At 63.4% G+C, this 16167-nt stretch carries 15 protein-coding genes and 1 riboswitch; of the genes, 7 read left to right on the top strand and 8 right to left on the bottom strand.

Annotation, left to right across the window (positions count from 1 at the left end):
• Positions 1-85: 85 nt before the first annotated feature.
• The 3 genes from CK226_RS26400 to CK226_RS35100 form a co-directional block, all read right to left on the bottom strand.
• Entirely contained in the window at positions 86-544 is a 459-nt protein-coding gene (locus CK226_RS26400) for a hypothetical protein (RefSeq protein ID WP_095772058.1), read from the bottom strand.
• Positions 545-838: 294 nt separating this feature from the next.
• Positions 839-1681, bottom strand: coding sequence for a hypothetical protein (locus CK226_RS35710; RefSeq protein ID WP_095793451.1), 843 nt, complete (start codon positions 1679-1681; stop codon positions 839-841).
• Between the two features lie 75 nt (positions 1682-1756).
• Positions 1757-1987, bottom strand: coding sequence for a hypothetical protein (locus tag CK226_RS35100; RefSeq protein WP_095793450.1), 231 nt, complete (start codon positions 1985-1987; stop codon positions 1757-1759).
• A 62-nt stretch (positions 1988-2049) separates the two neighbouring features.
• Here CK226_RS35100 and glmM point away from each other — a divergent pair, with 62 nt between their 5' ends.
• From glmM to serA, 5 genes are all read left to right on the top strand, one after another.
• Entirely contained in the window at positions 2050-3402 is a 1353-nt protein-coding gene (glmM, locus tag CK226_RS26385) for a phosphoglucosamine mutase (RefSeq protein WP_095772060.1), read from the top strand.
• Positions 3403-3687: 285 nt separating this feature from the next.
• Positions 3688-4521 (top strand): outer membrane protein, encoded by an 834-nt coding sequence (locus CK226_RS26380; protein ID WP_095772061.1) that lies wholly within the window; start codon positions 3688-3690, stop codon positions 4519-4521.
• A 241-nt stretch (positions 4522-4762) separates the two neighbouring features.
• Positions 4763-5527, top strand: a complete 765-nt coding sequence (locus CK226_RS26375; protein ID WP_095772062.1) for an outer membrane protein — start codon at positions 4763-4765, stop codon at positions 5525-5527.
• 201 nt (positions 5528-5728) lie between these two features.
• Positions 5729-6904: a phosphoserine transaminase gene (locus CK226_RS26370; protein WP_095793449.1), complete on the top strand. Its 1176-nt coding sequence runs from the start codon at positions 5729-5731 to the stop codon at positions 6902-6904.
• Between the two features lie 63 nt (positions 6905-6967).
• Positions 6968-8569 (top strand): phosphoglycerate dehydrogenase, encoded by a 1602-nt coding sequence (gene serA, locus CK226_RS26365; RefSeq protein WP_095772064.1) that lies wholly within the window; start codon positions 6968-6970, stop codon positions 8567-8569.
• Between the two features lie 56 nt (positions 8570-8625).
• Here serA and CK226_RS26360 read toward each other — a convergent pair whose 3' ends face one another.
• A complete protein-coding gene (locus CK226_RS26360; protein WP_095793448.1) occupies positions 8626-9537 on the bottom strand; it encodes a DMT family transporter in 912 nt (303 codons plus the stop codon).
• 213 nt (positions 9538-9750) lie between these two features.
• Between CK226_RS26360 and CK226_RS26355 the strand changes: the two genes are divergently transcribed.
• Positions 9751-11049, top strand: coding sequence for an adenylosuccinate synthase (locus CK226_RS26355; protein ID WP_095793447.1), 1299 nt, complete (start codon positions 9751-9753; stop codon positions 11047-11049).
• Positions 11050-11124: 75 nt separating this feature from the next.
• Positions 11125-12834, top strand: a complete 1710-nt coding sequence (locus CK226_RS26350; protein ID WP_095793446.1) for a hypothetical protein — start codon at positions 11125-11127, stop codon at positions 12832-12834.
• Between the two features lie 26 nt (positions 12835-12860).
• Here the strand turns inward: CK226_RS26350 and CK226_RS26345 are convergent, their stop codons facing one another.
• The 4 genes from CK226_RS26345 to CK226_RS26330 are packed head-to-tail and all read right to left on the bottom strand — an operon-like array spanning position 12861 to position 15926.
• Complete coding sequence (locus CK226_RS26345; RefSeq protein ID WP_095793445.1) at positions 12861-13160, bottom strand: CcdB family protein; 300 nt, start codon at positions 13158-13160, stop codon at positions 12861-12863.
• Complete coding sequence (locus CK226_RS26340) at positions 13160-13402, bottom strand: type II toxin-antitoxin system CcdA family antitoxin (RefSeq protein ID WP_095793493.1); 243 nt, start codon at positions 13400-13402, stop codon at positions 13160-13162. Before CK226_RS26340 ends, CK226_RS26345 begins: the two co-directional genes overlap by 1 nt.
• Before the next feature lie 57 nt (positions 13403-13459).
• Entirely contained in the window at positions 13460-15280 is a 1821-nt protein-coding gene (locus tag CK226_RS26335) for an ABC-F family ATP-binding cassette domain-containing protein (protein WP_095793444.1), read from the bottom strand.
• A 1-nt stretch (position 15281) separates the two neighbouring features.
• Positions 15282-15926, bottom strand: coding sequence for a thiamine diphosphokinase (locus CK226_RS26330; protein ID WP_095793443.1), 645 nt, complete (start codon positions 15924-15926; stop codon positions 15282-15284).
• An 88-nt stretch (positions 15927-16014) separates the two neighbouring features.
• Positions 16015-16129: riboswitch (TPP riboswitch) on the top strand.
• Positions 16130-16167: the final 38 nt, after the last annotated feature.

Genomic DNA, 16167 nt, shown 5'->3' with positions numbered 1-16167 from the left:
CCTGGGCGGACAGCAGATCCTCGGGACAAGCCCGAGGATCACGGCTCAACGTCTGCGTGACCGCTTTATCCGCCGTATTCCATTTTTATGATTCAGCTTTCAGCCGCGCATTGCACAGGCTGTAATAACCGCCGCCCTTCTGGATCCAGCGAAGGCCGTTCAACGTACCCGCGTCCTTGTTGCCGTGGTAACCCTGCAGGCAGGTCTTCATCCGCGCCTTCGCGGGCTTTTCGGTCTTGAACTCGGCGGCGAGGGTGGTTGGGAATGTCACGCCTGCCGGCGCTACAGTGGGGGCGACCGCCGCGTCGGATTCCTTTTTCGGCTGCGGCGCGGTTTTGACGGTATCGCCGCTGACACTCTCCGCAGCGGGCGTCGCGCATTTCTCCTTGCGGAAAGCGGCCCAGTCCATGCCGTTCAGAGTGCCGCCTTCTTTGGCTGTCCGATAGGTCTCGCCGCATTCCTTCATCGTCAGTGCGCTTGCAGGGGCGACGCTCCAAGCAACCGATGCCGTCACAGCCAATACCGCCAATTTCAAATTGGGCATAAGATCCTCCCGGTTGATAACAAGTTAGACATCCTTTTGTATACTGTTTGTTCCTGATATGTTCAATTAGAATCTTTGGGAGCTGGCGATAAGGGCCGGCGGTGGGCAGTGTGGGCGAATTGATGCCGACAGCTCCGCGATAGATGCGAGCAAGGCCGCGGGCGCCGTCGCGAGCAACAAAAGGCCCGCGAAGCAGATGCATCGCGGGCCTTTGCCTGTCCTTGCCAGACTTTCCGTCTAACTCAATTCGATCTCAACCGGCTCATGCCTCATCGATCCGGGGGAATGCGTAGCTTAGCCCTTCAGCTTGGCATTGCACAGGCTGTAGAAGCCGCCGCCCTTCTGGATCCACTTCAGGCCGCCAAGCGCATTGGCGTCCTTGAGGGCATAGTACTGGTCGAGGCAGGTGTGCATGCGACCCTTTCCGGGGGTCTCGCTGGCATATTTCGGCGAGATCGCGGACGGGAAGGTGACGCCCTTGGGCGCAACCGTCGTCGGCCTCGCCGGCTCCTTGGTGTAATTTGCTTCACTCGGGGCAGGCACGGTGTCGTCATCCGAGGCGCTGGCGCCGCATTCGGCCTTGCGGAAGTCGTTCCACTTCATGCCCTTCAGGGTGTTCGCCGTCTTGGCAGCCTGGTACTTGGTGCTGCACTCGGCCATGCTCAGGCCCTTGCCGCCACTGTCGGCGGGAGCCGCGGCTGCCTTGGTGGTTGCCGGCTTGGTGGTGTCAGCGGCGGCGGATGCGCCGGCGGCGCATTCGGTCTTGCGGAAGTCGTTCCACTTCATGCCGTTCAGCGTGCCGGCGGCCTTCGCCGCCTGGTACTTGGCGCTGCATTCCTTGGCCGTCAGCCCCTTCGCGGCGCCCGCGTCGGCGGCCGCTGCCTTGGCTGCCTTGGCCGGCTTGGTTTCGGCGGCCTTCTTGGTATCGGCCGGCTTGGTGTCCGTGGTGGCGGCGGCATCGGTGCCGCATTGCGCCTTGCGGAACTGGTTCCAGGTCTGGCCGGCCAGTGTCCCCGCATCCTTGGCGGCGTTATACTTCGTGCTGCACTCGGCCATCGTCAGTGCGTTGGCTGGCGCGGCCAGGAACAACGTCACTACGGCGAGGCCGGTCAAAGTGGCAAGTCGGTGGATGAGCATAGCGTTTCTCCATTGCAGCAGCCCATTATACGTCCCTGCGAATCAATAACGCTCAACGGTCGGTTGCGCCAGATGCTAAGTGGCGTATATATCGCCCAAAGCTTGCTCCTCCGATAAGGTGATGAAATCATTGTGCCTTACCGGGTCAAAAACAAGATTTTCCGCGTGCAGCTGCGGCATATAGCTCGCAGAACTGGTATATTGCAGCGCCGCGGTGCCATCATGTTGGGCCGCTGCCTTGTTGTGTGCAGCGCACAACAATGATTTTCTAAGGATTGGTAACATATAATCACACAATGTGATCATGGCTCGCCGGTCAATTATGGCATTAAAGCGCCGGCAAAGAACCTTCAGGGAATTGAACTCGCATGGCAGGGAATTACTTCGGCACGGACGGCATTCGCGGGCGCGCCAACAAGTTTCCGATGACCGCGGAGATCGCCATGCGGGTCGGGATGGCCGCTGGCCTTTCGTTCCAGCGCGGCAGCCACCGCCATCGCGTCGTTCTGGGCAAGGACACCAGGCTTTCCGGCTACATGATCGAGAATGCGATGGTGGCGGGTCTCTGCGCCGCCGGCATGGACGTGTTCCTGCTAGGCCCGATCCCGACCCCGGCCGTCGCCATGCTGGTGCGTTCCCTGCGCGCCGATATCGGCGTCATGATCTCGGCCTCGCACAATCCCTATTACGACAACGGCATCAAGCTGTTCGGTCCGGATGGCTACAAGCTTTCGGACGAGATCGAAGAGCGCATCGAGAGCATGCTCGACAAGGATATCGAACTGACACTCGCCGATTCCGACGGGCTTGGCCGCGCCAAGCGTGTCGATGGCGTGCATGACCGCTATATCGAGTTCGCCAAGCGTACGTTGCCGCGCTCGATGTCGCTTTCCGGCCTCAGGATCGTCGTCGATTGCGCCAATGGCGCGGCCTACAAGGTGGCGCCCGAGGCGCTGTGGGAACTCGGCGCCGAGGTCGTGGCCATCAATGTCGAACCCAACGGCTTCAACATCAACAAGGAATGCGGCTCGACGCATCCGGCCGGCCTGCAGAAGAAGGTGCATGAAGTGCGCGCCGATATCGGCATCGCGCTCGATGGCGATGCAGACCGCGTCGTCATCGTCGACGAGAATGGCGCTATCGTCGACGGCGACCAGATCATGGCGATGATCGCCGAGTCCTGGCACCAGAGCGGACGGCTTGCCGGCGGCGGCGTGGTATCGACGGTCATGTCCAATCTCGGCCTCGAACGCTTCCTCGGCGACATGAAACTGCAATTGCACCGCACCAAGGTCGGCGACCGCTATGTCGTGGAGCATATGCGCGCGCATGGGCTCAATGTCGGCGGCGAACAGTCCGGCCACATCGTGCTGTCGGACTTCTCGACCACCGGCGACGGCCTGGTGTCGGCGCTGCAGGTGCTGGCCTGCATCAAGCGCCAGGGACGCCCGGTCAGCGAACTGTCGAAGAAATTCGAGCCGGTGCCGCAACTCTTGAAGAATGTCCGTATCGCCGGCGGCAAGCCGCTCGAGGAAGCTCCGGTCAAGGCCGCGATCGAGGATGCGCGCAACCGTCTCGGCAAGGCCGGGCGTCTGGTCATCCGTCCGTCCGGTACCGAGCCGCTGATCCGTGTCATGGCCGAAGGCGACGATCCGCAACTGGTCGAGGCCGTCGTCAACGACATTGTCGAGGTCATTTCGGAGACCCGCAGCGCAGCCTGATCTCCAGCGCGCCCTCAGCGTGTTTCACCGGTTCACGGAATTGCTCTGGGGGTCACGTCACTGCTCCGGTTGCATATCCAGGCCCGCCATTTCGGCGGGCTTTTTTATTGGCCGGAGAGCGACCCCCTTACTATCGAAATCATGCCCGGATTCCTCGAATTTTAGAGATTCGTGGTTAACCGACAGGGTTAAACGCCTTTTAACTTTTCCAATTCATTATCCACGCCTGAAAGCCAATCTCGTTCGGACGCGATCGCGTTCCGAGGGTTCCTAGGGGTGACAAGCATGTTCAATACAGCAAGAAAGGCCCTGTTCGCGTTGCTGTTCGCGGGCCTGGCCTGGCCGGTGTTCGCGGCCGACCTGCCTGAGCCGCAGGTAGAAGAGGCACCGCCGCCGGTCTACGAACAGCCGGTCGACGTCGGCGGCTGGTATATCCGCGGCGACATCGACTATCACAAATCCGATGTGCGCGGCATCGACTACATGACCTACGGCATCGATCCCTGTAATTGTACGGTCATACCGGGCGGCAAGAGTTTCGACTACGGCAAGCTCAAGGGCGGCTTCTCGCTCGGCGGCGGTGTCGGCTACAAGATCAACGATTACCTGCGTACGGACGTGACCGCCGACTACTGGTTCAAGTCGAACTTCAACGGCGGCACCTCGGATCTCGTCTCGACGTCGACCGAAGTGTCGAAGATGAGCGCCCTGCTGCTGCTGGCCAATGCCTATGTCGATATCGGCACCTGGCACGGCATCACGCCTTATGTCGGCGCCGGTATCGGCGGCGCGCACGTCAAGTGGGATACCGTCTACGACCCGAACACCACCGAGACCAACCCCGGAGCATCCAACTGGCGCTTCGCTTATGCCCTGATGGCCGGTGCCTCCTACTGCTTGACCGACAAGATCATCCTCGATGCGGGCTATCGTTTCTCCCATATTCAGGGCGGCCGCATGTTCGAATGGGATGCGAGCAGCACCGGCCCGGGTTTCGACCGCGGCTTCAACACCCACGAGGTGCGCGGCGGCCTGCGCTATCAGTTCGGTGGCAACAATGGGTGCGCGGCACCGGTGGTGGCCTACCAGCCCGAACCTGAGCCGGTCTACACCAAGTAAGAAATCTACAGCTTCCAATATACACGAACCGCCCGGCTTGACCGGGCGGTTTTCGCTTGAGCTGTCGCCAATGAAGCGCCCTGACAGGGAGGGCAATTTAGGCGCTATGTATTAGCTGAGATGAATTCGCTAACGCTCTATTAGCCTTAACCGTGACTTAACCACTATGGTTAACAATGCTCCCTGAAACGATGGCTGCCGTGTTGATCGCAGGTGTCGTCAAATCCGGGAGTCGGGGACTATGACACTCACATCGCGTACTGTGCTGGCGCTTGCCGGACTCGGTCTCTTGCCACTGACGCCGGCAATCGCTGCCGACTACGATCCGCCGATCTATACCGATCAGGCGCCCGACTATGTGCCGGTCGAGGTCGGCTCCGGCTGGTATCTGCGAGGCGACGTCTCCTATCTGGTGCAGAAGAGCTTCAAGAATGATGATTTCGCCTTCACGCCGGCGAGCTTCGACGAAAAAGAAGATCCGATCTTTGCCAGCATCGGCTTTGGCTACCACTTCAACGACTATCTGCGCGCCGATCTCAATCTCGGCTATCTGCCTGGCAACAAGATCGGCGTTGGCTATGATGATTCGGGATCCACGATCGCGTATACCCAAGCGTCGGCTGACCTGAAGAATTACGCCTACTCGCTCATGCTCAACGGCTATGTCGACCTTGGCACTTATGTCGGGATCACCCCTTATCTGGGCGGCGGCGTCGGAATCGTACAGAGCACGCGCAAGCTCTCGGCCAGCTATTTCACCAACAATTTCGATCCCACCGACGATTTCGAGCAGACCGACGACAAGACGAAGTACTCCTTGGCCTATACGCTGAATGCCGGCCTTGCCTACCAGGTGTCGAAGAACGTTTCGGTCGACCTCGGCTATCAGTATTTCTCCGCCCCGGATGCCGAATATGTCACGGCCGCAAGTCTGACCTCCTTCCCCGTCCACAAGGGCATCAGCAATCACCAGATCAAGCTCGGACTGCGCTACGATCTCTGGTAGGCCAGGGCCCGGGCGAGACTTTAGCGGCGGATCCCTGTGGTCCGCCGTTCGTGTTTGATATCACGCGATCCTGATCACGGATCGCCGGTATCCCGGCAGCGACAAAAACTTTCCTCTTGACGCCCGAGGCCTGAACGCATATCGCCGTCCGTGGGCTACCCCTCCCCAACGAGGGGCCACTATCTGGAAGGATAGACCACGATGACGACGCATACGAAGCCCGGACTCCGTCCGGCAAACCCCAATTTCTCCTCAGGTCCTTGCGCAAAACGCCCCGGCTGGTCGGTCGAGGCGCTCAAGAATGCCGCGCTCGGCCGTTCCCACCGCGCCAAGATCGGCAAGACCAAGCTCGAACAGGCGATCGAGCTGACGCGCGAAATCCTCCAGGTTCCGGCCGACTACCGCATCGGCATCGTGCCGGCGTCGGACACAGGCGCCGTCGAGATGGCGCTGTGGTCGCTGCTCGGCGAGCGCGGCGTCGACATGGTCGCCTGGGAAAGCTTCGGCTCCGGCTGGGTCACCGACGTGGTCAAGCAGCTGAAGCTGCCCGACGTGCGCAAGCTCGAGGCCGGCTATGGCGAGTTGCCGGATCTGGCCAAGATCGATTTCGACCGCGACGTTGTCTTCACCTGGAACGGCACCACGTCGGGCGTGCGCGTGCCGAATGGTGACTTCATCCCGGCGGATCGCAAGGGCCTGACCATCTGCGACGCCACTTCGGCGGCTTTCGCGCAAAGGCTCGATTTCGAAAAGCTCGATGTCGTCACTTTCTCCTGGCAGAAAGTGCTGGGCGGCGAGGGCGCGCATGGCATGCTGATCCTGTCGCCCCGCGCCGTCGCGCGGCTGGAGAACTACAAGCCTTCATGGCCGCTGCCGAAAATCTTCCGCCTGACCTCCGGCGGCAAGCTGATCCAGGGCATTTTCAAGGGCGAGACCATCAACACGCCGTCGATGCTGTGTGTCGAGGACTATCTCGACGCGCTGCACTGGGCGAAGTCGATCGGCGGCCTCGATGCACTGGTCGCCAGGGCGGATGCCAATGCTGCCGTGCTCGACGAATTTGTCGACAAGTCCTCCTGGCTCGGCCATCTCGCCGTCCAGCCGGCGACGCGGTCGAACACGTCGGTCTGCTTGTCCTTCACCGATGCCGATGTGGCGGCGCTCGACGCCGACGGTCAGGCGGCTTTCGCCAAGGGGCTGGTCTCGGCGCTCGACAAGGAAGGTGTCGCCTACGACATCGGCTCCTATCGCGACGCGCCTCCGGGCCTGCGTATCTGGTGCGGTGCGACGGTCGAGACATCGGATCTCGAGGCGCTGCTGCCCTGGCTCGACTGGGCCTTCGCCGCGCAGAAGGCGTCGCTGAAAGCGGCGGCCTGAGACTTTCCGTGGCGGCCCGCGGGCCGCCCGTTCCCGGATCAATCCCATTTCAAGGAGGCCGCAATGGCGCCCCGCGTTCTCGTCTCTGACAAACTCTCTCCCACCGCCGTGCAGATCTTCAAGGATCGCGGCGTCGAGGTCGACTATCTGCCAGACCTCGGCAAGGACAAGGAAAAGCTGCTCGAAGTGATCGGCCAGTATGACGGCCTCGCCATCCGCTCGGCTACCAAGGTCACCGAAAAGCTGATCAACGCCGCCACCAGGCTCAAGGTCATCGGCCGCGCCGGCATCGGCGTCGACAATGTCGATATCCCGGCGGCGAGCCGCAAGGGTATCATCGTGATGAACACGCCCTTCGGCAATTCGATCACGACAGCCGAGCATGCCGTGGCGATGATCTTCGCGCTGGCGCGCCAGATCCCGGAAGCCAACGCCTCGACCCATGCCGGCAAGTGGGAGAAGAACCGCTTCATGGGTGTCGAGATCACCGGCAAGACGCTGGGTGTCATCGGCTGCGGCAATATCGGCTCGATCGTCGCCACACGCGGCGTCGGCCTGAAGATGCATGTCATCGCCTTCGACCCGTTCCTGTCGGACAAGCGCGCCGAGGAGCTCGGCGTCGACAAGGTCGAGCTCGATGAGCTGTTTGCGCGCGCGGACTTCATCACGCTGCACACGCCACTGACCGACAAGACGCGCAACATCATCGACGCCGGGGCAATCGCCAAGATGAAGAACGGCGTGCGCATCATCAATTGCGCGCGCGGTGGGCTGATCGTCGAGGCCGATCTGATCGCGGCGTTGAAGAGCGGCAAGGTGGCGGGCGTCGGCATCGACGTGTTCGAGGTGGAGCCGGCCGAGCAGAACGCCCTGTTCGGCATGGAAAACGTGGTGGCGACGCCGCATCTCGGCGCCTCGACGGCGGAAGCGCAGGAGAATGTCGCGCTGCAGGTCGCCGAGCAGATGTCGGACTATCTGATCAAGGGCGCGGTCTCCAACGCCATCAACATGCCGTCGATCACGGCGGAAGAAGCGCCGCGGCTGAAGCCCTTCGTCAAGCTCGCCGAAGTGCTCGGCGCCTTTGTCGGCCAGGTCACCGAGGATCCGATCACGGAGGTCGAGATCCTGTTCGACGGCTCGACCGCGACGATGAACACGCGCGCGCTGATCAGCGCGACGCTGGCCGGGCTGATCCGGCCGCAGGTCTCCGACGTCAACATGGTTTCGGCGCCGATCATGGTGAAGGAGCGCGGCATCATCGTCGCCGAGGTCAAGCGCGACAAGTCGGGCGTGTTCGACGGCTACATCAAACTGACGGTCAAGACCGAGCACAGGACGCGCTCGATCGCCGGCACCTGCTTCTCGGACGGCAAGCCACGCTTCATCCAGATCAAGGGCATCAACCTTGACGCGGAGGTCGGCCAGCACATGCTCTACACCACCAATGCCGATGCCCCCGGCATCATCGGCCTGCTCGGCACGGTGTGCGGCGAGAATGGTGTCAACATCGCCAACTTCCAGCTTGGCCGCAACCGGCCGGGCGGCGACGCCATAGCGCTGCTCTATCTCGACGCGCCGTTCCCGGAAAAGGTGCTGGAGCAGGTGCGGGCGCACAAGTCGATCGATTCGGCCAAGCGGCTGCAGTTCGACGTCGGCGGGATCTGACCCCCGGCTTTTCGCCAAGATCAGAAGGCGCGGCGTCTGTCGCGCCTTCCTGCTGCTCAGCGCGCCCTGGCCTGCCGGGTCATCGCGCTCTTGCGCCCGCTATGTTCGGCAAGCCCGATGCCGCCCAGCACGAGCACAAGCGCCAAGGCCTGATAGAGCTGGAACGTCTCGCCGACGATCAGCACCGAAAGCAGCGTGCCGAAGATCGGCACCAGGTTGATGAACAGGCCGGCGCGGTTGGCGCCGATCAGCTCGTTGCCCCTGATGTAGGTTATCTGCGAGACGACCGAGGCACCGATGGCGGTGTAGACGATGACCGTCCAGCCGCGTGCGTCGGGCACGATGGCCTTGCCGGCGGCGACCTCCCACAGCAGGAAGGGCAGCGAGGTGATGAGCGCGGCGATCGACATGGCCAGCATCAGGCTCTGCCAGTGCAGCGCCGGCTTCAGCCGCAGCCCGACCGAATAGCCGCTGTAGAGGACGACCGCCACCAGCATGATGGCGTCGCCGAAATTGAGCTCCAGCGTCAGCAGCCGGCGCGGATCGCCGTGGCAAGCGGTCAGGATCACGCCGGCGATGGTCAGCACGACGCCGGCGATCTGCGCCAAGTTCACGCGCAGCCGGAAGAAGACGAAATTGGCCGTCATGATCAGGATCGGCATCGCCGCCTGTTCGATCGAGACGTTGATCGCCGTCGTGTAGTTGAGTGCCGTGTAGAAGATCACGTTGAACAGCGTGAAGCCGCTGGCGCCGAGTGCCGCCAGAACGAGCCAGTGCCGGCGCACCACCGGCCAGTCCTCCTGGATCGTGCGCCAGCCGAGCGGCAGCAGGATCGCCACCGCCAGCAGCCAGCGCAGGAAAACCAGCATCATCGGCGAGACGTGATCGACCGCCAGCTTGCCGGCCACCGAATTGCCACCCCACAGCAAGGTGGTGAGCAGCAGGAATAAGTAGGCGCTTCGATGCATCGCAGGATTCCGGCCGCGACGGATGCGTTGCGGTGTTTGCCGGCCTATTGCCCCTCTCAGCCCAAGTAAATGATGTCAAAGCCGAAAATTGTTGTGCCTCAGGGCATTTTCGGCGGCAAAGAAAGGTCGCGCTCGCGAGGTCTTGACGCTATAGAGGCCTGTCGTTTCGAACCATATCCAAGCCGCTCGGCGGCGTCTCAAGGGAAAAGAAACATGGCCAATGTGGTGGTCGTCGGCTCGCAGTGGGGCGACGAAGGCAAGGGCAAGATCGTCGACTGGCTGTCGGAGCGCGCCGATGTCGTGGTGCGTTTCCAGGGTGGCCACAATGCCGGCCACACGCTGGTCGTTGACGGCAAGGTCTACAAGCTGTCGCTGTTGCCGTCCGGCGTCGTGCGGCAGGGCAAGCTGTCCATCATAGGCAATGGCGTGGTCTTCGACCCGCATGCTTTCGTGGCCGAAGTGTCAAAGCTCAAGGCGCAGGGCGTCGAAGTGACGCCGGATCGCCTGAAAATAGCCGAAAACACAGCGCTTATCCTTTCGCTGCACCGGGAGCTGGACGGATTCCGCGAGGACGCCGCGTCAAATTCCGGAACGAAGATTGGCACGACCCGCCGGGGCATTGGTCCGGCCTATGAGGACAAGGTGGGTCGGCGCGCGGTGCGGGTGATGGATCTGGCGGATTTGGAAACGCTGCCTCTGAAGGTCGACAGGCTGCTGACGCATCATAATGCGCTGCGCCGCGGGCTTGGCCATGGCGAAGTCACGCATGACGCGATCATGGCCGAATTGACCTCGGTTGCCGACGAGATCCTGCCCTACATGGACCGTGTCTGGAAGATCCTCGACGACAAGCGCCGCGCCGGCGAGCGCATCCTGTTCGAAGGCGCGCAAGGCACGCTGCTCGACATCGACCACGGCACCTATCCGTTCGTCACCTCGTCCAACACGGTGGCCGGCCAGGCCGCCGCCGGCTCGGGCGTCGGTCCAGGCGCCATCGGTTATGTCCTTGGCATCACCAAGGCCTACACGACGCGCGTCGGCGAAGGTCCGTTCCCGACCGAACAGAAGAACGAGATCGGCGAATTCCTCGGCACGCGCGGCCATGAATTCGGCGTCGTCACCGGACGCAAGCGCCGCTGCGGCTGGTTCGACGCGGTGCTGGTGCGCCAGGCTGTCGCCGTCAACGGCATCATGGGCATCGCGTTGACCAAGCTCGACGTGCTCGACGGGCTGGACGAGATCAAGGTCTGCACCGGCTATCGCCTCGACGGCGAGATGATCGATTACCTGCCTGCGAGCCAGGGCGCGCAGGCCCGTGTCGAACCGGTCTATGAGGCGCTGGAAGGGTGGAAAGGCACCACTGCCGGCGCGCGCAGCTGGAACGACCTTCCGGCCCAGGCCGTCAAATATGTCCGATACATAGAGGAGTTGATCGGCGCGCCGGTGGCCCTCCTCTCCACCAGCCCGGAACGGGACGATACGATACTTGTGACCGATCCGTTTCAAGACTAGTTTCTGAAGCCTTTCCGGGCATCACGGCTGATTTGCGGGGGCCGGCGCGGAAGCAAAATACAGGTCGACTGAAGCATGGCAGATTTTGTTGCTGTTCTGAAAAAGGCGCTCGACAAGCACGGTGACGAGACGCCTGAAAAGCGTACGCGCATCTATGACAGCGTTCGTTCCATGCTGGCCAAGAAGCTCGCGGAATATTCGCCGCCGCTGGCCACCGAAGCCATAAGCGCGCAAAAGCGCTCACTGGAAAACGCCATTACGAGCGTCGAGCGCGAGTATGCCAAGAGCGTGCCGGAAACGGACCCGCTCGCGGAGCTGGAGCACATCTTTTCCTCGATCGACCGCAACAAGAACCAGCCGAGCCACACGCGCCAGCCGGTGAAGGCGGAGCCGGCGTGGCCGGCACCGCCAGCCGCCAAGGCCGAGCCTTACCGTCCCGCGCCGCCGCCTGCCGCCACGCCGGAACCTTACCAGTCCGCGCCTTCGCCCGTGGCCAAGGCCGAGCCAGGCTGGCAGAAACCCACGCCGGTGCAACCGGTGGCCCCCGATCTCGCCGATCCTGCCTTGCCGGGCATGGATACGGACCAGGACGATGATCGCGCCGACGTCTTCCCGGACGATGAGGAACCGGCGGCAGCCGATACTTTCCGCCTGCGCCCTGCCGAGCGCAAACGCAGCTATGGCGGACTGATCGCCGCCGTCGTGGCCTTGCTGGTCGTTGCCGGCGGCGGCTATGGCATCTGGCTCAACAAGGACGCCTTCAGCAAGATGCTGGGCCTCGACGGCAGCAAGGTCGTCGCCAAGACCGAACCCGTGAAGCCGGCGCCGGCCAAGCCGGCGACCGACGCCCCGGCGGCGCCAGCGCCCGCGGCAGGTGCCGAGGGGACGAAATTCACGCAGCGGCTGACGCCCGAAGGCGGCGAAACCGACCCCGGCCCGGCCGCTGGCCAAACCGGCATAGGCGAGGGTGAATCCGTCGCAGCGCTGACGACACCGCCATCGGCGACGAATGCCCCGGCCAATCCGCCCCCGGCCGCAGCCGCGCCCGCGCCAGCCGCGGCGGCGCCTGCCGCACCCGCACCGGCGGCTGGCACCGCGCCCCCCGCGACCCCGCCTGCCGACAGCGCCGCACCAGCCGCGCCGGCCAATGCCGCCGCCACGCCACCGCCCGCCCCGGCGGGCGCCACGCCCGCGGCACCGGCGGCTGCCCCAGCGACGCAGACCTCGGTGCCGGTCGGCCAGAAGGCGATCTTCTATGAGGAGCGCACCAGCACCGCGCAGGGTTCGGCCGAGCCCGGCAGCATCGTCTGGTCGCTGGTGCAGGAATCGCCCGGTGGCGACCTGCCGCCCGAGCCGGCGATCCGCGCCGAGGCGACCATACCCGGCAAGGACATCCAGTTGCGCATGACCATCCGCCGCAACACCGACCAGACGCTGCCGGCCAGCCACATCATCGAGATGATCTTCCTGACGCCCGACGGCTTTGAAGGCGGTGGCGTCGACAACATATTGCGCGTGGCGATGAAGAGTTCCGAGCAGGATGCCGGCAGCCCGCTGATCGGTATACCCGCCAAGATCGCCGACGGCTTCTTCCTCGTCGCGCTCAACGACACCAAGGCCGACGAGGACGCCAACATGACCTTGCTGCGCGGCCAGGACTGGATCGACGTTCCGGTCGTCTACAAGACCGGGCGCCGGGCCCTGCTGACGATGGAAAAAGGCATTCCCGGCGAGAAGGTGTTCGACGAGGCGATCAAGGCCTGGCAGGCAAAGACGGCGGGCTGAGAAGGCGGCGCAACGGTCGCCTTCACTCAGAAACCCCGGAACAGCATGTCGAGCGCGGCGACGATGTCGTCATGGTGCCTGGAAAGGTTTCCTTCCGGGCTCTGCAGTTCAGAGGCACTGAAGGCTGACAAAAACTGTGTGACCATTACATGATCCTTGCCGTTTATGGCGAAGGTCGGGTTTAGCCGGCGGCCAGGAACCGGCGCCGTGTTAGCCGGCATCAAGGGAATGATGGCCCTCGTGCTCAGCCCTTCAAGAAGGTCTGACTGCACATCCAGCAGATAACCGTCGCCCTCGGCATTCCGATAAAAGTCGTAACGCGCCATCAGAACGGCCGGTGTTTGGCCAATGGCTGTCCGTTGCGCCTGACATATTCATTGGAGCTTTCGATGGCTTCCTTGTTTTCTTCCTGCCATCGGCGCGTTTTTTCCGTCGCTATCGCTTTCGCGATACCTGCCTCGGCAGCGCGGGAGATGTTGATGCCCAACGCCTTGGCGTCTTTGATCAATTGAGAGTCAATGGATGTGTTGACGGACGTCCTCTGAGGTTTTGGTGCCGATTGAAGCATGGAGAGGTCCTTCTTTATGCGCACAATATACGCGCACAAAAGGCCGCATACAATCGTTTACCCCTCCATCTCCTCGCGCAGCATCTCCAGTTCCAGCCACTCTTCCTCGAGCGCGGCCAGCGTTGCGCGCTCCTTGTCGAGGGCGGCGATGGTTTTCTGGAAGGAGGCCGGATCGCGCTCGTAATAGGCCGGGTCGGCGATGTTGTTCTCCAGCCGCGAGATCGACGCGGTCACCGCCTCGATCTTCTTGGGCAGCGATTCCAGGGCGAATTTCTGCTTGAACGACAGTTTCTTCGCTGGCCCTTTCGGAGCTGCCGGTTCGCTCCTGTCCGTCGCCGGCGCATCGGCGGCTTCAGCCCTGGCGCGCGCCTTGCGGTCGTCGAGCCTGGTGCCGCCGCGCTGCGCCAGCATGTCGGAATAGCCGCCGGCATATTCGATCCAGCGGCCGCCGCCGTCCGGCGCGATGATGCTGGTCACGGTGCGGTCGAGAAAATCGCGGTCGTGGCTGACCAGGATGACGGTGCCGGCGAAGCCGGCGACCAGTTCCTGCAGCAGTTCCAGTGTTTCCATGTCGAGATCGTTGGTCGGCTCATCGAGCACCAGGAGGTTCGCCGGCCGTGCCAGCACGCGCGCCAGGATCAGCCGCGCCCGCTCGCCGCCGGACAGTTCGCGCACCGGTGTGCGGGCCTGCTCCGGCTTGAACAGGAAATCCTTCATGTAGGAGACGACATGGCGCTGCTCGCCATTGATGACCAGATTCTCGCCACGCCCGTCGGTGAGGTACTGCGCCAGCGTCTCCTGCGGATCGACCGCCTCGCGCTTCTGGTCGAGCGTGGCGATTTCCAGATTGGTGCCGAGCCGCACCGAGCCGGCATCCGGCGCCAATTCGCCGGTCAGCATCTTCAAAAGCGTCGTCTTGCCGGCGCCATTCGGTCCGACGAGGCCGACGCGGTCGCCGCGCTGGATGCGGGTCGAGAAGCCCTTGACCACGGTGAGGTCGCCAAAGCTCTTCTCGATGTTCTTGGCTTCGATCACCAGCTTGCCGGATTCGGCGGCGTCGCTCGCCACCATGGTCGCGGTGCCTTCGGCGCCGCGATGGCCGCGGAAACGCTGGCGCATGGTCTGCAGCTCGCCCAAGCGGCGCATGTTGCGCTTGCGGCGTGCGGTCACGCCATAGCGCAGCCAGTGCTCCTCGCGCACGATCTGGCGGCCAAGCTTGTGCTGCTCGCGCTCTTCCTCTTCTAGCACCTGGTCGCGCCATTCCTCGAAATGGCCAAAGCCCTTGTCCAGCCTGCGGGTCTGGCCACGGTCCAGCCAGACGGTGGCGCGCGACACGCGCTCGAGGAAACGGCGGTCGTGCGAGATGACGATGAGCGCCGAGGAGGTGCGCACGAGCTCTTCTTCCAGCCATTCGATGACCGACAGGTCAAGATGGTTGGTCGGCTCGTCAAGCAACAGAATATCAGGCTCCGGCGCCATGACACGGGCCAGGGCTGCGCGCCTGGCCTCGCCGCCTGAGAGATCGCCCGGCCGTTCCTCGCCGGTGAGACCAAGATGCTCCATCAGATAGGAGGCGCGGTAAGGATCGTCGGCTGGCCCAAGCCCCGCCTCGACATAGGCGCGCACGGTGGCGAAACCTTCCATGTCGGGCATCTGCGGCAGATAGCGGACGGTTGCCGAGGGCTGGCGGAACACCTCGCCATCCTGCGGCTCGATCAGGCCGGCGGCGATCTTGAGCAGCGTCGATTTGCCGGACCCGTTGCGGCCGACCAGCGCGATCTTGTCACCAGCCGAAGCGGTCAAGGCGGCGCCGTCGAGCAGCGGTGCGCCGCCAAAGGTCAGTTTTATCCCGTCGAGATTGAGAAGAGGCGGGGCCATGTCAGCTTTCAGGTAGTGGATACGGATGCGCGAGCAGCAGCGCGCGGCCGTGGCCGAGCGCGATTTCGAGGCGGCCCTTGACCTCGTTGGAAATGGTCAGCGACGAACCGAAGGCCACCTCGACCTGGTCGAGCGGCCATTTGGCGCCGGTGACGGTCAGGCCGACAAGTTCGGAAAAGCCGAGGATCGAAAACAGCGTGCCGTCGGCATAGTCGAAGCCGGCCGTTCCCAACGCCAAGGGTACGCCTTCCTGCGCGCCGCTGGTCAACAGCACCTCCGTTCCGGCCTCGGCCAGGCGCAGGGCGAGCGCCAGATGCAGGAAAGCGTGGTCGGCGCGCTTGCCGCCGAACGCGCCCGCCAGCACCAGGCTGGTCGCGCCGCGCTCGCGTGCGGCGGCGATGGCCAGTTCGCCGTCGGTCTTGTCCTTCTCTCGCGGGAAGGTCTGGCGGGGCACCGCGGCGAGATCGTCAGGCAGGTCGGCCGGCACGGAATCGAAATCGCCGACCCACAGTTCCGGGATCAGACCCAGCAGCCGCGCATGGCCGATGCCGGCGTCGGCGGCGATGACGCGCGAGCCTTCGACCTGGCGGTCGAGCCGGGGCGTGCGGATGAGATCGCCGCCAAGCAGAATGGTGAATGTGCTCATATCTGGTGGCCTGTACCAGCCCGGCAGCGGAAACGGAAGGCCGGCAAACTGCCACTTGCGCGGTTCCCCGGCCCGGCCTATGTGTCAAAACGCTCTAACGGGGTGCCGGACGCGATCTTCGCGGACCGGCTGAGAGGCAGTCTCGCCAACCCGCTGAACCTGATCCGGTTTGTACCGGCGGAGGGATTAGACGTTTCGGACAGTCCGACGCCTCAATTCCTTTCAATTCGAACGAAGGAGG

Origin of the sequence: Mesorhizobium sp. WSM4311, from assembly GCF_002295115.1 — a bacterium.
Taxonomy (GTDB): Bacteria; Pseudomonadota; Alphaproteobacteria; order Rhizobiales; family Rhizobiaceae; genus Mesorhizobium.
This window is presented reverse-complemented; position numbering and strand designations above follow the sequence as displayed.